General features: G+C 59.4%; 19 protein-coding genes. 9 read left to right on the top strand and 10 right to left on the bottom strand.

Annotation, left to right across the window (positions count from 1 at the left end; translation table 11 throughout):
- Window positions 1–73 precede the first annotated feature (73 nt).
- Window positions 74–1219 (bottom strand): tRNA guanosine(34) transglycosylase Tgt, encoded by a 1146-nt coding sequence (tgt, locus tag HNR62_RS01310; RefSeq protein ID WP_204794296.1) that lies wholly within the window; start codon window positions 1217–1219, stop codon window positions 74–76.
- Window positions 1220–1354: 135 nt separating this feature from the next.
- A complete protein-coding gene (gene queA, locus HNR62_RS01305) occupies window positions 1355–2404 on the bottom strand; it encodes a tRNA preQ1(34) S-adenosylmethionine ribosyltransferase-isomerase QueA (RefSeq protein WP_204794295.1) in 1050 nt (349 codons plus the stop codon).
- A 188-nt stretch (window positions 2405–2592) separates the two neighbouring features.
- Here queA and HNR62_RS01300 point away from each other — a divergent pair, with 188 nt between their 5' ends.
- Window positions 2593–3102, top strand: coding sequence for a CBS domain-containing protein (locus tag HNR62_RS01300; protein WP_239552516.1), 510 nt, complete (start codon window positions 2593–2595; stop codon window positions 3100–3102).
- A complete protein-coding gene (locus HNR62_RS01295) occupies window positions 3099–3701 on the top strand; it encodes an ACP phosphodiesterase (RefSeq protein WP_204794293.1) in 603 nt (200 codons plus the stop codon). Before HNR62_RS01300 ends, HNR62_RS01295 begins: the two co-directional genes overlap by 4 nt.
- On the opposite strand, the gene HNR62_RS01290 is transcribed toward HNR62_RS01295, so the two are convergent.
- The 5 genes from HNR62_RS01290 to HNR62_RS01270 all read right to left on the bottom strand — a co-directional run bounded on the left by HNR62_RS01290 (window position 3662) and on the right by HNR62_RS01270 (window position 10834).
- On the bottom strand, window positions 3662–5494 hold the full coding sequence (locus HNR62_RS01290) for a protein kinase domain-containing protein (RefSeq protein WP_204794292.1): 1833 nt from the start codon (window positions 5492–5494) through the stop codon (window positions 3662–3664). The genes HNR62_RS01295 and HNR62_RS01290 overlap by 40 nt on opposite strands.
- A 36-nt stretch (window positions 5495–5530) precedes the next feature.
- A complete protein-coding gene (locus HNR62_RS01285; RefSeq protein ID WP_204794291.1) occupies window positions 5531–6811 on the bottom strand; it encodes a 2-oxo acid dehydrogenase subunit E2 in 1281 nt (426 codons plus the stop codon).
- An 8-nt stretch (window positions 6812–6819) separates the two neighbouring features.
- Entirely contained in the window at window positions 6820–7797 is a 978-nt protein-coding gene (locus HNR62_RS01280) for an alpha-ketoacid dehydrogenase subunit beta (protein WP_204794290.1), read from the bottom strand.
- Window positions 7797–8981 (bottom strand): thiamine pyrophosphate-dependent dehydrogenase E1 component subunit alpha, encoded by a 1185-nt coding sequence (locus HNR62_RS01275; RefSeq protein WP_204794289.1) that lies wholly within the window; start codon window positions 8979–8981, stop codon window positions 7797–7799. The genes HNR62_RS01280 and HNR62_RS01275 overlap by 1 nt, the downstream gene beginning before the upstream one ends.
- Window positions 8982–9235: 254 nt before the next feature.
- Complete coding sequence (locus HNR62_RS01270) at window positions 9236–10834, bottom strand: isocitrate lyase (RefSeq protein ID WP_204794288.1); 1599 nt, start codon at window positions 10832–10834, stop codon at window positions 9236–9238.
- 821 nt (window positions 10835–11655) lie between these two features.
- On the opposite strand from HNR62_RS01270, the gene ahpC reads away from it, so the two are divergent.
- Together ahpC and ahpF are read left to right on the top strand one after the other, a co-directional pair.
- Window positions 11656–12222: an alkyl hydroperoxide reductase subunit C gene (ahpC, locus tag HNR62_RS01265; RefSeq protein ID WP_204794287.1), complete on the top strand. Its 567-nt coding sequence runs from the start codon at window positions 11656–11658 to the stop codon at window positions 12220–12222.
- Window positions 12223–12424: 202 nt separating this feature from the next.
- A complete protein-coding gene (gene ahpF, locus HNR62_RS01260) occupies window positions 12425–13966 on the top strand; it encodes an alkyl hydroperoxide reductase subunit F (RefSeq protein WP_204794286.1) in 1542 nt (513 codons plus the stop codon).
- Window positions 13967–14015: 49 nt separating this feature from the next.
- On the opposite strand, the gene yejK is transcribed toward ahpF, so the two are convergent.
- Entirely contained in the window at window positions 14016–15014 is a 999-nt protein-coding gene (gene yejK, locus HNR62_RS01255; RefSeq protein WP_204794439.1) for a nucleoid-associated protein YejK, read from the bottom strand.
- Window positions 15015–15092: 78 nt separating this feature from the next.
- Between yejK and HNR62_RS01250 the strand changes: the two genes are divergently transcribed.
- Both HNR62_RS01250 and HNR62_RS01245 read left to right on the top strand, forming a co-directional pair.
- Entirely contained in the window at window positions 15093–15320 is a 228-nt protein-coding gene (locus tag HNR62_RS01250; protein WP_204794285.1) for a YejL family protein, read from the top strand.
- 30 nt (window positions 15321–15350) lie between these two features.
- The gene (locus HNR62_RS01245; RefSeq protein ID WP_204794284.1) at window positions 15351–17207 is read left to right on the top strand and encodes a DUF3413 domain-containing protein; all 1857 of its coding nucleotides are present in this window, start codon (window positions 15351–15353) and stop codon (window positions 17205–17207) included.
- 62 nt (window positions 17208–17269) lie between these two features.
- Here the strand turns inward: HNR62_RS01245 and HNR62_RS01240 are convergent, their stop codons facing one another.
- Window positions 17270–17797 (bottom strand): NlpC/P60 family protein, encoded by a 528-nt coding sequence (locus tag HNR62_RS01240; protein ID WP_204794283.1) that lies wholly within the window; start codon window positions 17795–17797, stop codon window positions 17270–17272.
- Between the two features lie 70 nt (window positions 17798–17867).
- Here HNR62_RS01240 and HNR62_RS01235 point away from each other — a divergent pair, with 70 nt between their 5' ends.
- Window positions 17868–18626 (top strand): 4'-phosphopantetheinyl transferase family protein, encoded by a 759-nt coding sequence (locus HNR62_RS01235; RefSeq protein WP_204794282.1) that lies wholly within the window; start codon window positions 17868–17870, stop codon window positions 18624–18626.
- A 14-nt stretch (window positions 18627–18640) separates the two neighbouring features.
- Entirely contained in the window at window positions 18641–19477 is an 837-nt protein-coding gene (locus tag HNR62_RS01230) for a tetratricopeptide repeat protein (protein WP_204794281.1), read from the top strand.
- A gap of 144 nt (window positions 19478–19621) precedes the next feature.
- On the opposite strand, the gene gltX is transcribed toward HNR62_RS01230, so the two are convergent.
- Window positions 19622–21034 carry a glutamate--tRNA ligase gene (gene gltX / locus HNR62_RS01225; protein ID WP_204794280.1) on the bottom strand — a complete coding sequence of 471 codons (1413 nt, stop codon included), beginning with the start codon at window positions 21032–21034 and terminating at the stop codon, window positions 19622–19624.
- A gap of 251 nt (window positions 21035–21285) precedes the next feature.
- On the opposite strand from gltX, the gene HNR62_RS01220 reads away from it, so the two are divergent.
- Window positions 21286–21813 (top strand): LysM-like peptidoglycan-binding domain-containing protein, encoded by a 528-nt coding sequence (locus HNR62_RS01220; RefSeq protein WP_239552515.1) that lies wholly within the window; start codon window positions 21286–21288, stop codon window positions 21811–21813.
- The last annotated feature ends 102 nt before the right edge of the window (window positions 21814–21915 follow it).

Here is a 21915-nt window from a genome sequence, read left to right as displayed (position 1 = left end):
CAACATTGCAGGAGCTTTTGTTGGCGCTGGCATGTCACGGTCGACTTAGCTGACATCTTCCCTCACCCGTTCGTCATTCGCCGTTTTCACCTGCAGTCTGGCCCAGTGGCGGCACGGGTTTACCTTGTCGCGCATAGAACTCAGCTACAAAGTCGTCTAATTTACCCTGCTCTATGGCCCCGCGTAAACCTTCCATAACCCTTTGATAGAATCTGAGATTGTGAATGGTGTTTAAACGCGCACCCAGTATCTCGTTGCACTTGTCCAGATGGTGCAGATAAGAGCGAGAATAGTGCTTGCAGGTGTAGCAATCGCAGTCCGCATCCAGCGGGCCGATATCTGTCTTGTGCTTGGCGTTACGGATCTTCACCACCCCTTCGGTGGTGAACAGATGGCCGTTGCGGGCGTTGCGGGTCGGCATGACGCAGTCGAACATGTCGATGCCGCGGCGCACCCCTTCCACCAGATCTTCCGGCTTGCCCACGCCCATCAGATAACGGGGTTTGTCGGCCGGAATCTTGGGACAGGTATGCTCCAGCACCTTGTGCATTTCGTGCTTGGGCTCGCCTACCGCCAGGCCACCGACCGCATAGCCGTCGAAGCCAATCTCGAGCAGGCCGTTCAGTGATTCATCGCGCAGATCTTCGTAGACACCGCCCTGTATGATGCCGAACAGGGCGTTCTTGTTGCCCTGCTTGTCGAAATGATCCCGCGAGCGTCTGGCCCAGCGCAGGGACATTTCCATCGACTTCTTGGCTTCCTCCCAGGTCGCCGGATAGGGGGTGCACTCGTCCATGATCATCACCACGTCGGAGCCCAGATCGTACTGGATTTCCATCGATACTTCGGGGGACAGGAAAATCTTGTCGCCGTTGACCGGGTTGCGGAAATGGACGCCTTCTTCGGTGATCTTGCGGATATCACCCAGGCTGAATACCTGGAAACCGCCGGAGTCGGTGAGGATGGGCCCCTGCCAGTTCATGAAATCGTGCAGATCGCCGTGCATCTTCATCACTTCCTGACCCGGGCGAACCCAGAGGTGGAAGGTGTTGCCGAGCAGTATCTGGGCGCCGGTGCCGGCCACTTCTTCCGGGGTCATGCCCTTGACGGTGCCATAGGTGCCCACGGGCATGAAGGCCGGGGTGTCCACCACGCCACGGTCGAAAATCAGGCGGCCACGGCGAGCGCGGCCATCGGTGGTTTGCAGTTCAAACTTCATCAGTTACCTCACTGGCCGGAGAAACAGTCCGACCTTATTTTTAAACAGGTGAGGGGTGAATCGTGAGGAGTGAGGTGAAAAACCAATGTCTTACGCTTTACCCCTCACACCTTACGCCTCACGCCTCACGGTTCTTTACGGCTGGGTCTGCCGGGTAATAAACATGGCGTCACCGTAGCTGAAGAAGCGGTAACGCTCGGCCACCGCCTGCCGGTAGGCTTCCATGATGTGGTCGTAGCCGGCAAAGGCGCTGACCAGCATGATCAGGGTCGACTCGGGCAGGTGGAAATTGGTGACCATGGCGTCCACCAGCTGAAAACGGTAGCCGGGATAGATAAAGATATCGGTGTCGCCGTAAAACGGCGCCAGCGGCTCGCCCTGGGCCATAGTGGCCCTGGCGGCGCTTTCCAGCGAGCGTACCGAGGTGGTGCCCACGGCAATCACCCGGCCGCCCCGGGCGCGAGTGGCTGCTATCTGCGCCACGACCTCGGGCGACACCTCGATGTATTCGGCGTGCATCTTGTGCTCGAGCACCTGCTCGACCCGTACCGGCTGAAAGGTGCCGGCACCCACGTGCAGGGTAACAAATGCCTGTTCCACACCCTTGGCGGTCAGGGCGTCCAGCAGCGGCTGATCGAAGTGCAGGCCGGCGGTCGGCGCGGCCACGGCGCCGGGCTTCTCGTTGTAAACGGTCTGATAACGCTCTTTGTCGGCGTCCGTGTCGGGCCGGTCGATATAGGGCGGCAGGGGCATATGCCCCACCGCTTCCAGGACCTCGAGCACGGTTCTGTCGTCGTGGAATTCGATTTCAAAGAGGGCATCGTGGCGGGCCAGCATGGTGGCCTGCACGTCCGGCTCCAGGATCAGGGCGCTGCCCGGCTTGGGCGCCTTGGAGGCGCGCACGTGGGCGAGCACCCGCTTGTCGTCCAGCACCCGCTCGACCAGTACTTCCAGCTTGCCGCCGCTGGCCTTGCGCCCGAACAGGCGGGCCGGGATCACGCGGGTATTGTTGAATACCAGCAAATCGCCGGGGTTGACCAGGTCGAGGATCTGACCGAATTGACCATGGGTGATATCACCGCTGTTACCGTTCAGCTGCAACAACCGGCTGGCGGTGCGTTCCGGCATTGGATGGCGGGCTATCAATTCGTCGGGGAGCTCAAAGGAAAAATCGCGGACCAGCATACACAACCTCTTGTCATAACGGGCGCTAGTCTAGTGAGGCCGCCCCGCGGGATCAAGGCAATTCGGCCGGAGTTGGGGCATAATGGGTATTACTGACCGGCCATCACGGTGCCGTACCTGGTTACGCTTACCCTGCCATACGGTTAGGCTATCTTGATATATATCTTGATATAAAAAAGAGGAAAAAGATGATGCCCGCGATCGTCTCTGAAATTATGTCACGCAACGTCATCAGCCTGCCGCCGGCGGCCACCCTGGCCGAAGCCCGCACCCTGATGCAACGCCATCACATCCGTCACCTGACGGTACAGATAGACGGTCGCCTGGTCGGGCTGGTCAGCCAGCGGGATATTCTGGCGGCGCAGGAGTCGAGCCTGGAACAGGGCACCAATGACCACTTTCTGCAACAGCATCAGCTGAGCGAGGTCATGATAAAAGAGGTCACCACCGTCAGCCCCCGCGCCGGTATCCGCGAAGCCGCCCTCCATCTGCAAAAACACAAGTACGGCTGCCTGCCGGTGGTGGACAAGGGCAAGCTGGTGGGTATCGTCACCGACAGTGACTTTGTTACCGTCGCCATTCATCTGCTGGAGGTGCTGGACGCCCAGCTGGCCGAACCCTCGTTCGACGATGTCGACCAAGACGAGCTGGATCTGGCGATGACTCCGGAAGGCGTAGACGAACAGGAAGCCCGGTGAATTATCTGGCCCACCTGCACCTGGCTCACTACAGCAATACCAGCCTGCCCGGCGCCCTGCTCGGTGAGTATGCCCGGGGCAGCATAGACACCCGATTGCCCCCGTCCCTGCAACTGGGCATTCGGCTGCACAGACACATCGACAGCTTTACCGATGCCCACCCGCTGCACGCCGGGGCGGTGCGCGCCCTGCCCAGCCCCTTTCGTCGCTATGGCGGCATCATCATGGACATGATGTTCGACCACTTTCTCGCCCGGCACTGGTCTCGTTATCACGCCTGGGAGCTTGATGATTTTATCGGCTACAGCCATCGGCAGTTGCAGCCGGATGAACATTGGCCGGAGGCCATGGTCATTCTGGTGGAACGCCTCAAGCAATATCGGTTGCTGACCAGTTACCAAAGCCTGGAGGGCATCTCCCTCGCCATCGCTCGCATCGATGGTCGCTTTCGCCGTCCCACGCCCCTGCCCCAATGCGCGCCGCTGCTGGCGCAACAGTATGGCGCCATGGAGCAGGCCTTTCTCGGCTTTTATCCCGAACTGCAGGCTTTTGTACTGGGTCAATCCCGGCAGGCCCGGGCCCTGGGATTGGCCGGGTAGAACAGCGTCGGCTGCACCGGCTGGTGGCTGAACAGCCGGGTATTCTTGTGGGGCAGCTTCATGAAACCGCCCACCCCCTGATCCTCTATCTCTGGTATCAGCGCCACTATCTGGCGCAACAAATCGGCAAACTCCGCTTCGGCGCTGGCATCCAGCAGCCGGTAGTAGCTGTGCAGCTTCATGTACAGCGGCGTCACCTCGAAGATGATACAGCCGGTATGGTGAATTTCGTTCAGCCGGGCGATCACCGCCATGATGGCGGCGGGCAACACCAGCTGTTCATCCGGGTCCCGTCCATCCTCGAAATAGGAATGCTGACGACTGGCCTCGCTGGTGCTGGGGATGGCCGCCAGCCGATAGGGTATGCGGGTGTCCGCGGTCGGCACAAAAGGCAGCTCCGGCACCCTGCGGCTCAGGTGGATGGTATTGCGGGCGTTGAACAGGCAGGCCTTGAACAGACCGACTTTATCGATGGCCCGGGCCAGCCTCACCACGTTGTTGACCGCCAGCGCAAAGGCGGGCGCCATTGCCTCGTCGTAGAGATTGAGGCTGGAGTCGATATAGAGGCCGTCCAGTTGCCAGTGAATGGCCAGCCCGCCCACCACCGGATAGCGCCCCAGCCGGCTGACCGCCGCCACGAAGGCCTTTTCGGTATCGCCCATGCCCACCAGATAGTTTTTGTAATAACGCTCCAGCTGGGCATCGTCCACATAATGGATGCCGGCCTCTTCGCTGTGCTCGCGCAGAAAGGATTTGCGGGAGGAATAGACCACGGTATCCATGTCGTGGCGCTCGGGGCTGGCCCATACCGGCAGCATGGGGCTGTCATCAAACAGCCGCAGTTCGGGCAGTACCAGGCGTTGCAATCGCGGCATGGCGGCAATGAAATGATCGCCGGCCCGCCGCCGCAGCCCGGCATCTTCCCCCAGCAAGCCATCCAGCATCAGCGCAAATTCTTTCGGTAGCCCCAGGCTGGTCGCCGGTATGGCGTGGCGGCCAAAGCGGCAGGACTGACCCGACGCCAGTGCATAAAGGGTGGCGGCGACCCCCTGCTCGTCGAAGCGCGGGCAAGACAGGGCCCCTTCCCGCTGCTCGGGCCCAATGAAATACACATCCCCCAGCCGGGCATTGCTGTGCTGCAGATCCGCCGACATCAACTGCATCACATTGGTGGACACAAACTGTCCTTCCCGGTCGAGCTGGGCAAACACCGAGGAGCCCCAGTCGACCAGGCTGATGTGACCGCTGTCGGCATCAAACACTATGTTGGACGGCTTGATATCGCCGTGCACTATCGGCGCGGGCTGACCCTCTTTGCGATGCCGGCGCAGGGCCTGCAGAATATCGGCCAGCTGGGCGGCAATATCGATCAACTGGCGGGGCGGCAACCGACCCCGGCGCAGGCTGTAATGCTCCAGATCCCTGCCTCTTGCCCGGCTCATCATCAGAATGCCCTGCTTCTTGAGCCGCTGATAGGTGATATAGGCGGGCACCCGGGGATGCCGGATCCGGGACAACATATAGGCCTCGTCGGCCAGCCGCTCCCGGATATGCTCGGGCAGCGTGATGCGGGAAAACTTGAAGGCGTACTCTTCCCCCGGCTCGGCGGTGCCGGCAAAGGTGAAGCCGTAGGCGCCGTGGCCGACCAGGCTGATATGGCGGTAGCCCAGCTTTTCCAGCTGGCTCACGCACAAGGCAATCCAGTCTTTCAGTTTTCTGGCGTCATTGGCATTGAGCAGATAGATGGACTGCTCTTCGGGAATATAGAAGTTGCGCAGCCGATGAGGGCTCATGATCCATTCTGCCATTCGCTCGATGGGGCACGCATGCTAGCTCAATTGCACCAGCATCCGCTCCGGTTGTTCCAGATAGCGGTACCAGCAGCGGTTGAAACGGGCCAGGGTGGCGCCGTCGATCAGGCGATGATCCGCCGACCAGCACACCATCATCAGCTCCCGGGCCACCACCTCACCGGCGTCATTGAAACGCGGCAGCCTCTGCCCGCGCCCCAGGGCGGCAATGGCCACCTGGGGTGGACTGACGATGGGACTGGACACCACACCGCCGAGGGCACCGATATTGGACAGGCTAATGGTGGCCCCCTGCAGCTCGGCAGGCGTCAGGCTCCCGGCCCGCGCCGCCCCCGTGAGCCGTGCCAGCTCAATGGCAATCTCCAGCACGGAACGCCGCTGGCAGTAACGCAGCACCGGCACCAGTAAACCGGCGTCGGTATCCACCGCCACCCCGACATGATGATCCGGCAGCCGGGTCACTGCGGTCGCCTCGGGGTTGAGCCGGCTGTTCAGCAGCGGAAACTCGTGCAACGCCAGTGACAGCGCCTTGATAAAAAACGGCAGCAGGGTGAGCTTGATGTTCTGCTCGGCAAATATCGGCGTCAGCCGGTGTTTCAGCCGCAGCAGCTCGCCCAACTCCAGCTCGTCACAGAGGGTAAATTGCGGAATGGTCAGCGAGGCCGTCATCTGCCGGGCCATGGCGGCGGCGATACCAGTGAGAGGCTCACTGTGCTGCCCGGTACCGGCGTCGCCTTGCTCCGGCTCGACCGGCGGGGTACTGGCGGCCTGCTCTTGTTTTCGCTCCGCCAGATAGGTTGCTATGTCTTCCTTGTAAATACGGCCCTTGTCACCGGATCCCGGTATCTGACTCAAGTCCAGGCTCTGCTCGCGCGCCAGTCGGCGCACCGCCGGGCTGGCCACCGCCTTGCCTTTGGCCGGAGCCGGAGCAGCCGCCGACTTCCGTGCCGCTCGCTCCGGTGTTCGCTCAACCGGATCAGGCCTGGTTTCGGGCTCGGATACGGCTTCACGCATCGAGACCGGCTCCGCTATCTCGGGCGTCGGCTCGGCATCGGCATCCCCCGCTACCTCCATTTCAAACAGGGGCGCATGCACCCGGGCCATCTTGCCCTTGGCCACATAGAGCCGACTGATGATGCCGCCGTGCATCGCCGGTATCTGCACCAGTGCCTTGTCGGTCATTACATCGCAGATCGCCTGATCTTCGACCACCCGGTCGCCTTCCTCCACCAGCCACTCCACCAGCTCGCATTCCACTATGCCTTCGCCGATATCCGGCAGATAAAAGTCCTGCTTCATGCGGCCCCCTAGAAGTTGAATGTGCGCACTATGGCGGCATGGATCTTCAGATGATCCGCCATGTATTCCTTTTCCAGCGCCAGCGGATAGGGCGTATCCAGGCCGCATACCCGGGCGATGGGGCTTTCCAGATACAGAAAGCAGCGTTCCTGAATGGTGGCGGCGATTTCGCCGGCAAAACCGCCGGTGAGCGGTGCCTCGTGACTGATCACCAGGCGACCGGTTTTGAGGACCGACGTCGCCACCCGGTCTGCATCCCAGGGCAGTATGCTGCGCAGATCGACAAGCTCGCAGGAAATACCGTCCTGCTCGGCCAGGGCGGCCGCCCTGGCCGCCACCTCCATCTGGGCCCCCCAGGCCAGCAGCGTGACATCCGACCCTGGCTGCACCACCTCGGCCTCGCCCAGGGGCACTTCATAGTAGCCTTCATCCACCTCGCCCACGGCGGCGCGGTACAGCCGCTTGGGCTCCATGAACAGCACGGGATCCGGGCTGGCAATGGCGGCCAGCAGCAGGCCCTTGGCCTGGGCCGGATCTCGCGGTATCACTACCCTCAGGCCCGCCGTATGGGCGAAATAGGCTTCCGGTGACTGACTGTGATAGTGGCCGCCATTGATACCGCCACCATAGGGGGTGCGGATCACCAGGCCGCCCACATCGAACTGGTTACCGGAGCGATAGCGGTACTTGGCGGTCTCGTTGATGATTTGATCGAAGGCCGGGTAGATGTAGTCGGCAAACTGGATTTCGGCCACCGGCTTCAGTCCCCTCGCCGCCATGCCATTGGCAAAACCTATGATGCCCTGTTCGGTCAGGGGGGTATTGAAACAGCGCCGTTGGCCGTACTTGTCCTGCAGCTTGCTGGTGGCCCGGAAAACGCCGCCGAAATGGCCGACATCTTCACCGAAACAGACCACGTTTTCGTCTTTTTCCATCGCCAGATCCAGGGCATGATTGATGGCCTGCAACAGGTTCATTTCCGCCATTATTCAAGCCTCCCCGCCGTCAACGGATAGGCATCCGGATATTGCCGGACATGGGCTTTCAGCTGTTCGAGCTGCGCTCTGAGCCCCGGGGGCGGCTCGGCATAAACATCGCCAATCAGGGTATCGATATGGGGCTTGGGCAGCAATTCGGCCTCTTTCAGCGCCTCCAGTATCTCCTGGCGCAGCGCATCGGTCGCAATTTGATCGGATGCTTCATCCAGCCACTCCTGATGCTGCAGCCACAGGCGATAACGGGCGATGGGATCCTGCTTGCGCCAGCGTTCTTCTTCTTCCCGGGAACGATAACCGCTGGGATCATCGGAAGACGAATGGGCACCCAGCCGATAGGCAATGGCTTCCACCAGCACCGGCTGCTGCTGCTCCAGCACCAGCTTGCGGGCCAGACGAGTTGCCTCGTATACCGCCAGCACATCGGCGCCATCCACCCGAATCGCCTGCATACCGTAACCCACCGCCCGACAGGCGATGCCATCTCCGATAAACTGCTCGTTGGCGGGAGTGGAGATGGCATAACCGTTGTTGCGGCAGAAAAAAATCACCGGCGCCTGCAGCACGGCCGCCATGTTCAGGCCTGCATGAAAGTCCCCTTCCGACGCCGCCCCCTCGCCGAAGTAACAGAGGGTGATATTGCTTTCTCCTCTCAGTTTCTGGCCGTAGGCATAGCCGCCGGCCTGGGGGATCTGGGTGCCGAGCGGAGAGGAAATGGTCATGAAATGAAGATCGCGGCTGCCATAGTGCACCGGCATCTGCCGCCCCTTGCCCAGATCCTGTTCGTTGGAGAGCAACTGGTTCATGAACCGGGTCAGGGAAAACCCCCGGTAACGCAGTGCACCCTGTTCCCGGTACTGGGCCATGATCATGTCTTTCCGATCCAGGGCGGCGGCGCTGGCCACTGTGCTGGCTTCTTCTCCCAGACACTGCATATAGAAGCTGATCCTGCCCTGGCGCTGGGCCGCCAGCATGCGCTCGTCCAGAATACGGATAAATACCATGCTCTCGTATATTTTCAGGGCCGTATCCCTGTCCAGCACCGGTGACGAGGCGCCGGCAAAAAGAGTGCCGTCTTCCTGTAAAATACTGAGGGTGGGAATACTGAGTGCCTGGGCACCGATAAACTGAGCCTGGTGCACCCTGAAGGCGGTGGTATTGCTCGGATTGGTCATGGCGTCACTCCCATCATTGGCCGGGCGATGCTGGAAACGAGGCCAGGCCGACACCTTTATGGCCGCTTGATATGACGCCAATTATAACACCAGGTTAACAGTCTGCCGGACAGACGCAGCCCGAATGCAATGCCGCTGTCATGGCCGGCCATCGTGGCAGACACAATAAAAAAGCAGCCCGGTGGGCTGCGTGAAGGAGGTGGATCTTGTTAGTATTTTTTATTGGTTAATCAATAGTTGGTTTATACAGATGTTCAGATATTGTCGAACTGTCCCATGGTGTTGTCCTTGCCGCCGGCTTTCAGCGCCGCTTCACCGGCAAAGAATTCCTTGTGGTCATCACCGATGTTGGAGCCGGCCATGTCCTGATGCTTGACGGTGGCGATGCCCTGGCGGATTTCCTTGCGCTGAACCCCGGCCACATAGGCCAGCATGCCTTCATCACCAAAATAGCCCTTGGCCAGGTTGTCGGTAGACAGGGCCGTCGTGTGGTAGGTCGGCAGCGTGATCAGGTGGTGGAAGATACCGGCTTCGCGGGCGGCATCGCGCTGGAAGTTGGCAGTCCACTCATCGGCCTGCCTGCCCAGATCGGTATTGTCGTAGTCGGCACTCATCAGCCGGTTGCGATCGTAGCCGGACACATCCCTGCCCTCGGCAGCCCAGGCATCAAATACCTGCTGACGGAAGTTCAGGGTCCAGTTGAACGACGGGCTGTTGTTGTACACCAGCTTGGCATTGGGCACCACTGCACGGATGCGGTTGACCATGGCGGCAATCTGGCCCACATGTGGCTTTTCGGTTTCAATCCACAGCAGGTCGGCGCCATGCTGCAGGCTGGCGATGCAGTCCATTACCACCCGGTCTTCACCGGAACCTTCCTTGAACTGGAACAGGCCCGAGGCCAGGCGCCTGGGCTTGACCAGCCTGCCGTTCTGTTTGATGACCACGTCACCATTGGCAATGTCATCGGCACTTTCAATCACGTCGCCGTCGATAAAGCTGTTGTACTGATCGCCCAGATCGCCCGGCTCCTGGGTGACCGCAATCTGCTTGGTCAGGCCGGCACCGAGGGAGTCGGTACGAGCCACGATAACACCGTCATCCACCCCCAGCTCCAGAAACGCCAGCCGCACCGCGTTGATCTTGGCGAGAAAATCGGCGTGGGGCACCGTGACCTTGCCGTCCTGGTGGCCGCACTGCTTCTCGTCGGACACCTGGTTTTCAATCTGGATACAGCAGGCACCGGCTTCAATCATCTGTTTGGCCAGCAGATAGGTGGCCTCGGCATTGCCGAAGCCGGCATCGATATCGGCGATAATCGGCACTATATGGGTTTCATGATTGTCGATTTGGGCTTCGATGTCCCTGGCCCTGGCGCCGTCGCCCGCCTTCCGGGCTTCTTCCAGGTCGCGAAACAGGTGGTTCAACTCCCAGGCGTCGGCCTGGCGTAAAAAGGTGTACAGCTCTTCAATCAGGCCGGACACCGCCGTTTTTTCGTGCATGGACTGATCCGGCAGCGGACCGAACTCTGAACGCAGGGCCGCCACCATCCAGCCGGACAGATACAGGTAACGGCGCTTGGTGCTGCCGAAGTGCTTCTTGATGGAAATCAGCTTCTGCTGACCGATAAAACCGTGCCAGCAGCCGAGCGACTGGGTGTACCGGGAGCTGTCTTTATCGTAGTTGGCCATGTCTTCGCGCATGATTTTCGCGGTGTACCTGGCAATATCCAGCCCGGTTTTGAATTTGTTCTGGGCGCGCATACGGGCGGCATGTTCCGGCTTAATGGCGCTCCAGGTCGGGTTTTGCTTGATCAAAGAGGTAAGTGCATCAACTTCGCTTGCGTATGGCATGGTCTCGTTCCTGTTCTATCAGATTGAGGTTCTCTTTTCAGAGCCGGTTCACTTCCCTGTCACACCTGCACATCAGACAGCAAGGATGCAGATTGCCGGTGTTGAGCCGTGGTCTTGTCGTTGTGATCCGCAACTGACGCTTTTTTTGTTGATACAGACTGGTCTGGACTGCCTGCCCTGTTTTTTGTTTCCGTTTGTTCTGCGCTGCGGTACGACTATTACGTTGCGTAAAAAACCAGAAAAGATCAAGTTACGGTTTCACAAAATCACAACATAAGTCACATAATCAACCCGAGGTAAAACTAAAGTCTTATGGTTTAAATCCCTGCCAATGCTGGACTAAAGAATAAAGGGAGTTGGACCAAGACATCAATTAAAGTAACTTAATTACGAAATAAAAATCCATAAACAGCACATTAACCAGATGTTACTCCAATGTTTAAGGTGCCGGTTTTTCTTGATTTAAAGGCGTTAAAGCACGACTTGACCAAGGTATCATGCAGGGTAGAGAAATCGGCGCCCTATAATTTTGCGATCGCAAAAAGAAGCCATGGCCATGGTTCAGACACGAGAAAGCGTCGAATTGTCGTTTTTTATCATTTTCATCGGCAGGGTTATGCAACAGACAAAGCCATAGACAAAGCCATAAAACAGAGGATGCTTCACCCGACGCTGATCAACGGATAATGGCGAGGCGGAAAAACATGATAGTCATTAACTATTGAAATAATAGAAAACAACGATTTCATTAATAAAACCTCCCCTCCTACTATGGATCTCGTTCGCAAGACACATCCCATCATGGAACTCAAGGAGCCAACATGTCCGTTGCCATCAATACCGAAATCAAACCCTTCACCGCCCAGGCTTACCGTCAGGGTGACTTCGTCGAAGTGACCGAGGCCGATCTGAAAGGCAAGTGGTCTATCGTGTTCTTCTACCCGGCCGACTTCACCTTCGTCTGCCCCACCGAGCTGGGCGACCTGGCCGACCATTATGCCGAACTGCAGAAGATGGGCGTGGAAGTGTATTCCGTGTCCACCGACACCCACTTCACCCACAAGGCCTGGCACGACAGCTCCGACACCATCGGCAAGATCCAGTACTACATGGTGGGCGATCAGAGCGGCACCATCACCAACAACTTTGGTGTGATGCGTGAAGGCCAGGGCCTGGCCGACCGCGCCAGCTTCATCATCGATCCCCAGGGCGTGATCCAGGCCATCGAAGTCACCGCCGAAGGCATCGGCCGCAACGCCGCCGATCTGGTGCGCAAGATCAAGGCCGCCCAGTACGTGGCCGCCCACCCGGGTGAAGTCTGCCCCGCCAAGTGGGAAGAAGGCGAAGCCACCCTGGCGCCGTCTCTGGACCTGGTCGGCAAGATCTAAGACTTCAATCCGCGACACTGTTACATACAGGAGGGACAGGGAGTCGCATAAGCCAACCGTCGATGGCATGGATGCCATCGCCGAGCATACAGGGAGGTACTTGCTGCGTGTTGGCGTAGCGGCTCCCTGCCCCGATGGTAAACATCCGCCTGGTAATCCGTAGATAGCCCCTCGTAAGACTCATTCAGCACAGGACACGACCATGCTAGATGCAAATATCAAGAAACAACTGGACACCTATCTGCAGAACATCGTCTCGCCGATAGCCATCAGCGTGTCCGGTGATGACACAGCGAAATCCAACGAATTACTGGCGCTGGCCACTGAAATCAGCGCGCTCTCAAGCAAGATCACCCTCGAGCACACCCCCGCTGCCCGCACGCCGAGCATGAGCATTGCCCCCGTTGGGCAGACGCCGCGGGTCAACTTTGCCGGTATTCCCCTGGGCCACGAATTCACCTCCCTGGTACTGGCCCTGTTGCAGGCCGGCGGTCATCCGTCCAAGGCCGCTCCCGAGTTGCAGGAGCAGATCAGCAACCTCGAAGGCCAATACCACTTTGAAACCTATATTTCCCTGTCCTGCCAGAACTGTCCGGAGGTGGTACAGGCGCTGAACCTGATGGCGACCCTGAATCCCAACATCACTCATGTGATGATCGACGGCGCCCTGTTCCAGGACGAGGTCAATCAGCGTCAGGTGATGGCGGTACCCGCCGTCTACCTGAACGGCGAGCACTTCGGCCAGGGCCGTATGAGCCTGGAAGAGATGGTCGGCAAGCTCGACACCGGTGCCGCCAGCCGCAAGGCCGCCGCCCTGAATGAAAAAGAACCCTACGACGTACTGGTGGTGGGCGGCGGCCCGGCCGGCGCCGCCGCCGCCATCTACGCGGCCCGCAAGGGCATTCGCACCGGCCTGGTGGCCGAGCGCTTCGGCGGCCAGGTGATGGACACCCTAGGCATAGAAAACTTTATCTCGGTGCCCTACACCGAAGGCCCCAGGCTGGCTGCCGGCCTGGAGCAGCATATAAAGGAATACGGGGTGGATATCATCACCGATCAGCGGGCCGCCGGCATTCACAGCGGCAAGCTGCTCGAAGTGCCGCTGGCCAGTGGCGCCACCCTGAGCAGCAAATCGGTGATCCTCGCCACCGGCGCCCGCTGGCGCGAGCTGAATGTGCCCGGCGAAGCCGAGTACCGCACCAAAGGCGTGGCCTACTGCCCCCACTGCGACGGCCCTTTCTTCAAGGGCAAGCGGGTGGCCGTGGTCGGCGGCGGCAATTCGGGCATTGAGGCGGCCATCGATCTGGCCGGTATCGTCGAGCACGTGACCGTGCTGGAGTTTGCCGACACGCTGCGTGCCGACGAGGTGCTGCAGCGCAAGGCCCGCTCCCTGGGCAATATCGACATCATCACCAACGCCCGGACCACTGAAGTGCTGGGTGACGGCAGCAAGGTAACCGGCATGAAGTACACCGACTGGGTCAGTGGTGATGGCAGACAGCTGGAAGTGGCAGGCATCTTCGTGCAGATAGGCCTGGTGCCCAACACCGAGTTCCTCCAGGGCTCGGAAGTGGAGCTGACCCGCTTCGGCGAGGTGATGATCGACGCCAAGGGCGCCACCTCCATGGCCGGGGTTTTTGCCGCCGGCGACGCCACCACAGTGCCCTACAAGCAGATAGTGATCTCCATGGGGGCCGGTGCCACCGCCGCACTAAGCGCCTTTGATCACCTGATCCGAAGTTAAAACCGAGGGAATAGGGAGTGGGGAAGAGGGACTCCCCATTCCCTGATCCCTAGTCCCCGCTTTTGAGCTGCGCCTTGAGGTTGGGCGGTACGCCCCTGATGGTCAGGGTGTCGGTCGCCGCATCGTACTGAATGCGCTCGCCCAGCAGCGCCTGATCGAAGCTGATGGTCAGGCCGCCGCCGGAGCCGACGTATTTGGTCAACCCCTTGAGGGCGGATCTGTCGACCGGAAACTTGTCTTCCAGCTGATATTCCTCGCTGACAAACTGGTAAAAATCCAGATCGTCATCGGTGCCCAGCTCTGCCGACAGCTCGCGCAGCTCCAGCTCTTCGCCTTCTTTCAATTGTTCGCGGCAGTACTTGCTGACCAGCGCCTTGCTCTCCTGCTTTTCTTCCTTGCTGAGCTGGCGGGATTCACAGAACTCGTCCACCGCCTTCAGCAGCCCCTGGCTCTGGGCCTTGGGATCCATGCCTTCGACACAGGACAGGAAATTCAGGAAGAAATCCGACACCTTGCGCCCGGCCCGGCCCTTGATGAAGGAGAAATAACGGTGGGAGTCGGGCCGGCTCTGCAGCTCGGTCAGATCCAGGCGGGCCGCCAGCTGCATTTTGCCCAGATCCAGATAACTGGCCTGGCTGACTTCCAGCTTTTCGGTCACGGTCACGCTGTCTTTATTGTCCAACAGGGCGATCAGCAGATAGTGGGCGCCCAACCACTGGTAGCGCACAAACAGCAAGACGCCCTGCTCGCTCATGTCCAGCCGCTTCAGCTCGGCCAGCAGTCGCTCGGCCGCCTGATGAGTAAAGGCGGCAAAGCCCAGGCTTTGATCTTCCACCCGCCGCACCAGGTCACGAAAACCGCTCTCGTCTTCATTGAAATAGCCGAATACCTTGCCGGCCTTGGTGTTGTAGATATGGTGCAGCTCGCCCATTAACTGGTTGACCGCCGGCCCCGTGGCCAGTTCCTGTTCTCGGGTGGCCAGCTGGGTCTGCCCCTGCTCATCCAGAAACAGGGAATGTACTATGATGTGTTCGATGTCCAGGCTCATAAACAGATTGCCGTAGAGTTGCCAGAAGGGGTGGGGTATTATAGTCATCCTGTTACCAAGTTACATGATTGAACGCCCATGCCTGTTATTTCCAAGTACGATAAACAATTTGATCAACTACTCAGCGAGCTGGAAGCCGTGATGGACAAACATCTGGCACCGGCCGATCTGCGGTTGATGGTGCTGGGTAACCTGGCCACCCACATCATCAATCATCAAATCGCCCCGGGGCAGCGTAAAGCCATTGCCGACAAGTTCGCCAAGGTGCTAACGTCTTCAATCGACTCTCAAAAAGGGGCTCATTAAGAGCCCCTTGTGAATAGAAACCGCTGAACTATGCTCGAAACCGGTAATCTCTATCGCGACAATGTCTCTCGCCTGATCGGCTGGGGACACTGGCTGGTATTTTTCAATATCCTGCTCGCGCTGCTGGTTTCGAGTCGTTACCTGCTGATCGCCGGCTGGCCGGATACCCTCTTGGGTGGCGGCTACATGCTGACCAGCTGGATTGGCCACTTTGCCTTTCTCACCTTCTTTACCTATCTGCTGACCCTGTTTCCGTTGACCTTCCTGTTCCCCAGGGTGCGGGCGGTACAGTTTCTGGGTGCCGCCATCGCCACTGGCGCCCTGACCCTGCTGCTGGTGGATACTCAGGTGTTCAGCCTGTTCGGGTTTCATCTTAACCCGACCGTCTGGCGACTGCTGCTGGAACAGGCCCAGGCCGAAGAAGCCTCCGGCTGGGGCTGGCTGTTCGTCTGGGTACCACTTCTGTTTCTGTTTGAACTCTGGCTGGCCGGCTGGCTCTGGCGCTGGAGCCAGCGCCGCCGGCGTTCGCTGACATTACCGCTGGCACTGCCGCTGCTGGCGAGCTTCTTTCTGACCCACAGCGTTCATATCTGGGCCGATGCCCTGGTGTACACCCCCATCACCGAGCAGAAAGCCAACTTTCCGCTGTCTTATCCGATGACTGCCAAAAGCTTCCTGATCAAACAGGGCTGGCTGGACGAAGATCGATATCGCCAGCTGTCACGGCAGGTGGCAGAGCAGCCACAGCGTCGGCTGAATTACCCGCTGCGCCCGCTGTCGGTACAGGCGCCCGACGCCTCGCCCAATATTCTGCTGGTGGTGGCCGACGGTCTGCGCGCCGATCAGCTTGATGCCATCACCATGCCCAATCTGAGTCGTTTCGCCAGCCGTCATCTGCGCTTCGACAATCACCTGAGTGCCGGCAACCAGCCCCGCACCGCCCTGTTCAGTCTGTTTTACAGCCTGCCATCCCATTACCTGCGCGATGCAGAGCAGGAAGGCGTAGCCCCGGTATTCATCGACGAACTGCAGCGCCAGGACTATCGCTTTGGTCTATTTGCCAGCGGCGGCCTGGATAAACCCCTGTATCGGAACGGCATTTTTTCGACCCTGCGCAATCAGCCATTCGACACCGCCGCCAAGGGGGCGGAAGGTGACCGAAAAGCGGCGGCCGATTTCAGCCTCTGGCTGGAACAACAGGATAGTCAACGCCCCTGGTTTTCCTTCGTCTATCTGGACGCGCTCAATGAGCTGGATTTGCCCGCCGATACCGAGGGGCCTTTCCAGCCCTCGCTGCAGCAGTTGAACCCGGCCCTGGCCTATCAGAACGAGCAACGCGACGCCCTGTTCAACCGTTATCGCAACGCGGTCTTCTATACCGATCGTCTGCTGGGGCAGTTACTGTCCCGGGTCAGGCAGCTCGAGGGGCGCGATACCCTGGTTATCGTCACCTCGGGTCACGGCATGGAATTCAACGATAACGACAATAATACCTGGGGCTTCGGCAGCGCCTATTCGCCTTATCAACTGCAGGTGCCACTGGTCATCGGCTGGCCCGCTCAGCGCCAACCGGCCCGCTTAAGCCACCCGACCAGTCAGCTGGATCTGGTGCCCACCCTGATGCGTCAGGCGCTGGGCGTGCAAAGCCCACTGCGTAGCTACAGTACCGGTCAGTCCCTGTTCAAGGCTGACGCCAACCGCTGGCGGCTGGCGTCGGATGAAGAAGAATATGTTATCTATCAACAGGATGACATCACCCTGTTCAATCGTCGGGGCGATGTGCAGTTGTTGCGGGCAAAAGACTATAAAACCGAGCCGGACGCCAGCCCGGAGCTGTCGCTGCTGCTGCAGGTCATGAACGATCTGAATCGTTTTCAGGGCGATTAATTAAAGCCGGGACTGGGGATTAGGGACTCGAATCCCGGCTCCCGAGTCCCCAATCCCGGTTTTTACCGTTCGTCGAGCAGCCGCCGGGCCTGCCAGTAGCGACTGCGCCAGTAGACGTTATCCAGCCGGGAAATGGTCACGCCCACACTGGAAGAGGCATGAGCAAACTTGCCGTCTCCAACATAAACGCCATTATGCCGAGTGCGACCGGTGCGGAAAAACACCAGATCGCCCGGTTGCAGCTCCTGCTTGCTGACCGGACGTCCCATTGTCACCTGCTCGTAGGTGCTTCTCGGCAACGCCATTCCGTATACTTCCTGATACAGGGTGCGGGTAAAGGCCGAGCAGTCGATGCCGTCGGCATCGACGCCACCAAAGCGATAAGGCACGCCCCGCCAACGCTGAAAAGCCTGCTGCAGGCTTCGGGCAGAGCCCTGCGTATACCTGGGTTTCGCCGGACCTGTGCTGAAACTGTAAGTCAGGGAAGAAGACGGTTTCTTTCCGGCTGTCTTTTTTCCTGACTCGGATTTCGGGATACTGCTGCAACCGGCAAGCAGCAGCAAACCACCAAGAAGAATTACCTTTTTCATATGAATAATGGCAACCAGCTATCAATTTCAAGGATACTAGAGCAGATCCCCGAGACTTGGCAAAAAAAATATGAGTGAAAACAAAGATATTTTCACCGACTTACTGATTCTCGACAGTAACGGCGTCAGCCTGCCCGATAACGCTCGAAAAACACTCTCTCAAGCAGAGCTGGCCCGCCTCGACCGCATCAGCCATCCGCGCCAGGCGAGGCTGTTTTTACTGGGCCGCTATCTGCTGCGCCAACGGCTTGCCGAGCGGCTGATGCTGGCGCCCAATCTCATTCCCGTGCATATCGATGTCAGAGGCAAGCCCCTGCTGGAGGAACAAGCCGGCTGGCATTTCAATATCAGCCACAGTGGCGACATCCTGGCGCTGGCCATCGGCAATCGGGGCAGCCTGGGGGTCGATATAGAAGGCCGACAGCTGTCGGCGGCGCAGATTACCCGCCTGGCCCGTCGCTACCTGAGCGAGCAAGAGCAGCAATGGCTGAGCACAAGTCAGGCCTCATCAGCCGACTTTATCCGCCTGTGGACCGTCAAGGAGGCGGTGCTCAAGGCTCATGGCGGAGGCATCGCCAATAATCTGCAGCGGGTACACTGGCAGCCGGACCAGGCTGACGCCACCCTGGACAGGCACCCCTACCGGCTTTATCAATATCCGCTGGCGCACAGCTGGCTGACGCTCGCCATCGACGACCGGGCCGGGAGCTCCGGCGGCCTGGGATGGCCGGAGCCGGCTCTGCTCAATCCGGCCGATTTGCCCTTCGAGCTTGAAATTACCGGGCCGCAACCCAACTTATCTGTAAACTCCCAAATTCATAACTCCTGAGTGAGACCCTGTTTATGATCGTTGACATCAATGTGCAGAATTTTCAGCAAGCGCTCATCGAAGCCTCCATGAACAAGACGGTGGTGATTTATTTTCACGCCCAGGCTGTGCCCGAATGCCAGCCCATGACGCCCTTGCTGGAACGACTCATCGGGGCCGACAACGGCCATATCGACCTGGCCAAGGTTGATGTGGAAGATCCCCAGTTGCAGAGCCTGGCATCACAGCTGGGCCTGCGGGCTCTGCCGGCCATGGTGGCCTTCAAGGACGGTCAGCCGGTTGACGTGCTGGAAGGCCCCCAGGATGAAAACGGCATCAAGCAGTTTCTGCAGCCCTACCAGCCCAACGAGGCAGAACTCTTGCTGGATCAGGCCAAGCAGATGCTGGGCATGGACCCACAAGCCGCCTATGGTCTGTTGCAGCAGGCCCGGGCACTGGAAGATACGGCAGCCATTCGCCTTTATCTGGCAGAAGCCGCCCTGGCCCTCAACAAGCTGGAAGAAACCAAGCAGCTGCTGGCCACCATCGGCATGGCCGATCAGGACAGCCAGTATCAGCATATTCTGGCCCGCCTGGAGCTGGCGGAAGAAGCCGCCGACAGCCCGGAGCTGCGCGAGCTGGAGCAGAAACTGACCGCCGAGCCGGAGTCTTTGCAACTGAAAGAAGAGTTGGCGGTACTGTATTTTCAGGCCGGTCGTCAGGAAGAAGCCCTGCAACTGCTGATCGAGGTATTGCAGCAGGATCTGGCGTTTGGCGAAGCCAGAAAGCACTTCCTGGACATGCTCACCACCATGGGCGCCGACCCGGTCGCCTCCCGCTACCGCCGCAAGCTGTACAGCATGCTTTATTAAGCGGTCACTACCCCACTCGACAACCGATCTCTTGGGTGATAAACCATTCGGCTTGCATTCCGCCCTGCATTCCAACTGAATAAAAAAACGGCGCTGTCCGGGACAGCGCCGTTTTTCTTTCAGTTTATCGCTTATCGCCTGGTGTTAACCCTGAGCGCGCGCTTCGATAAAGCCCAATGCCATGTCGATGCGTGCCAGCACCTGTTCTTTGCTCAGCAGGGCAATCACACCGTCGATGGCCGGGGACTGACCAATACCGGTCACCGCCACCCGCAGCGGCATGCCCACCTTGCCCATACCCAGCTCCAGCTCGGCGGCGGCGGCGTTGATCTGCGCGTGAATGGCCGGTGCCTGCCAGTCGGCCAGCTCCGCCAGCTTGGCGCGAACCCGCGCCAGCGGCTCGGCCGCGACCGGGCGTAGGTGCTTCTTGGCCGCTCCCGCCTCGAATTCCGCAAAGTCTTCGAACAGATAACGGCTCTGGGCCGCCAGCTCTTTCAGGGTGTTGCAGCGCTCGGCGTACAGGGTCACCACCTCGGCCAGAGACGGCCCGCTGGCGGTATCTATCCCCTGATCCTGCATGTGCCACTGCAGATGCTCGGCCACTTCGGTCGCCGGCAGGGTTTTGATGTAGTGCTGGTTCAGCCACAACAGCTTGTCGGTATTGAAGGCTGAAGCGGACTTGCCGATGGCGTCGAGCGAGAACAGTTCGATCATCTCTTCCAGCGAGAAAATTTCCTGATCACCGTTGGACCAGCCCAGACGCACCAGATAGTTGAGCAGCGCCTGAGGCAGGTAGCCGTCGTCCCGGTACTGCATCACGCTCACCGCACCGTGGCGCTTGGACAGCTTGGCGCCGTCGTCGCCCAGGATCATCGACACATGGGCAAACTCCGGCACCGGCGCGCCCAGGGCGTTATAGATGTTGATCTGGCGCGGGGTGTTGTTGATATGATCTTCACCGCGTACCACATGGGTGATTGCCATGTCCCAGTCGTCCACCACCACACAGAAGTTATAGGTGGGCGCGCCGTCGGTACGGCGAATGATGAGATCATCCAACTGATCGTTGCCGGTTTCGATGCGGCCACGCACGTGATCGTCGAAGACGACCGTGCCATCGGCCGGATTCTTGAAACGGATCACGCAAGGCGCGTCGGCGGCGTGTTCATGCTCGCCGTGACGGCAGGCACCATCATAGCGGGGCTTTTCACCAGCGGCCATCTGCTGCTCGCGCAGCGCGTCGAGCCGCTCGCGGCTGCAGTAACATTTATAGGCCTTGCCTTCCGCCAGCAACTGATCGATAAGCGCGTTATAACGGTCAAAACGCTGAGTCTGATAATAGGGACCCTCGTTCCAGTTCAGGCCCAGCCAGTTCATGCCTTCGAGGATGGCATCGATGGCCTCCTGTGTGGAACGCTCCAGATCGGTATCTTCGATACGCAGCACGAACTCGCCTTTCTGGTGGCGGGCATAGAGCCAGGAATACAGAGCCGTACGGGCACCACCTACGTGGAGAAAGCCGGTGGGGCTGGGAGCAAACCGTGTTTTAACTGTCATTCTTTCTGCCTTAGCGGGTAAATAAAGCCCAAATGAGCTTGGGTTAAACAAAGTGGCGACTATTTTAGCACCCGCCTGTAACGGGTTAAACGCTTTGTCATCGACTTGGTCGCTGCCACTGCCAGGATGTCACCGTCAAAAAAAGCAAACAACCGCTTCAAAAGGCGCTGCCCGACCGCTTGTCGACCGCGCGACCCGCAGATACACTGGGGGTCACGAGGTGCCTATTCATGACCAGAAGGCCATCAACAATGAAACGGAACAAGCCGGATTCTTTCGGCACCAAACTAAATCTATTGACCCTGCCTGCCAGGCAGGGTCTGGGACGGGCCCTGGGGGGCTGGCAACGGCTGCCCCGCATCCACAAAGCCGGGTTACTGGTGCTGTTGCCCGCCTGGTTGCTGTTGCTGGCCTGGCAACCGGGGCCAACGCCGTTGGCGGCACCGGTCACCGGCAGCCTGAGCCTGCCGCTGTCTGCGGCCCAAAAACGGGAAATTCCGGTACCCGATGGCGGCACGCGGCTCGAGCACACCCTGGCCCAAGGCGAAACCCTGGCCGCCCTGTTCCGCCAGTGGCAGCTGCCGGGCCATGATCTCATTGCCCTGGTGCGGGCCGAGCCGTCCTATAAGCCGCTCAGCAACCTGCGTGCGGGTCAGGATCTGACCCTGGTACTCAACGCGGATGGCCAGCTGCATTACCTTGAAGTCAGAGACAAAGGCCTGCTACTGAACGCCTTTCGCCGCATGGGCCAGGAATTCAGCGTACTGACCACGCAATAACCAAAAAAACATCGCCCCCTGCAGTAGCTGCTTCAGCTGCTAAATCCGGCAACGCCGGATCTGGTGCACGGGGTCAGGTAATACAGCGATATATGAGACATT

Source organism: Oceanisphaera litoralis (genome assembly GCF_016907015.1).
GTDB lineage: Bacteria > Pseudomonadota > Gammaproteobacteria > Enterobacterales > Aeromonadaceae > Oceanimonas > Oceanimonas litoralis.
This window is presented reverse-complemented; position numbering and strand designations above follow the sequence as displayed.

What these genes read in the sequence shown, in the direction of transcription:
- gltX (WP_204794280.1), bottom strand. Translation starts at nt 21,034, where the DNA reads ATGACAGTTAAAACACGGTTTGCTCCCAGCCCCACCGGCTTTCTCCAC.
- queA (WP_204794295.1), bottom strand. Translation starts at nt 2,404, where the DNA reads ATGCTGGTCCGCGATTTTTCCTTTGAGCTCCCCGACGAATTGATAGCC.
- tgt (WP_204794296.1), bottom strand. Translation starts at nt 1,219, where the DNA reads ATGAAGTTTGAACTGCAAACCACCGATGGCCGCGCTCGCCGTGGCCGC.
- HNR62_RS01235 (WP_204794282.1), top strand. Translation starts at nt 17,868, where the DNA reads ATGAGTGAAAACAAAGATATTTTCACCGACTTACTGATTCTCGACAGT.
- HNR62_RS01275 (WP_204794289.1), bottom strand. Translation starts at nt 8,981, where the DNA reads ATGACCAATCCGAGCAATACCACCGCCTTCAGGGTGCACCAGGCTCAG.
- HNR62_RS01240 (WP_204794283.1), bottom strand. Translation starts at nt 17,797, where the DNA reads ATGAAAAAGGTAATTCTTCTTGGTGGTTTGCTGCTGCTTGCCGGTTGC.
- HNR62_RS01230 (WP_204794281.1), top strand. Translation starts at nt 18,641, where the DNA reads ATGATCGTTGACATCAATGTGCAGAATTTTCAGCAAGCGCTCATCGAA.
- ahpF (WP_204794286.1), top strand. Translation starts at nt 12,425, where the DNA reads ATGCTAGATGCAAATATCAAGAAACAACTGGACACCTATCTGCAGAAC.
- HNR62_RS01285 (WP_204794291.1), bottom strand. Translation starts at nt 6,811, where the DNA reads ATGAAGCAGGACTTTTATCTGCCGGATATCGGCGAAGGCATAGTGGAA.
- HNR62_RS01220 (WP_239552515.1), top strand. Translation starts at nt 21,286, where the DNA reads ATGAAACGGAACAAGCCGGATTCTTTCGGCACCAAACTAAATCTATTG.
- HNR62_RS01300 (WP_239552516.1), top strand. Translation starts at nt 2,593, where the DNA reads ATGATGCCCGCGATCGTCTCTGAAATTATGTCACGCAACGTCATCAGC.
- ahpC (WP_204794287.1), top strand. Translation starts at nt 11,656, where the DNA reads ATGTCCGTTGCCATCAATACCGAAATCAAACCCTTCACCGCCCAGGCT.
- HNR62_RS01245 (WP_204794284.1), top strand. Translation starts at nt 15,351, where the DNA reads ATGCTCGAAACCGGTAATCTCTATCGCGACAATGTCTCTCGCCTGATC.
- HNR62_RS01290 (WP_204794292.1), bottom strand. Translation starts at nt 5,494, where the DNA reads ATGAGCCCTCATCGGCTGCGCAACTTCTATATTCCCGAAGAGCAGTCC.
- HNR62_RS01250 (WP_204794285.1), top strand. Translation starts at nt 15,093, where the DNA reads ATGCCTGTTATTTCCAAGTACGATAAACAATTTGATCAACTACTCAGC.
- HNR62_RS01280 (WP_204794290.1), bottom strand. Translation starts at nt 7,797, where the DNA reads ATGGCGGAAATGAACCTGTTGCAGGCCATCAATCATGCCCTGGATCTG.
- HNR62_RS01270 (WP_204794288.1), bottom strand. Translation starts at nt 10,834, where the DNA reads ATGCCATACGCAAGCGAAGTTGATGCACTTACCTCTTTGATCAAGCAA.
- yejK (WP_204794439.1), bottom strand. Translation starts at nt 15,014, where the DNA reads ATGAGCCTGGACATCGAACACATCATAGTACATTCCCTGTTTCTGGAT.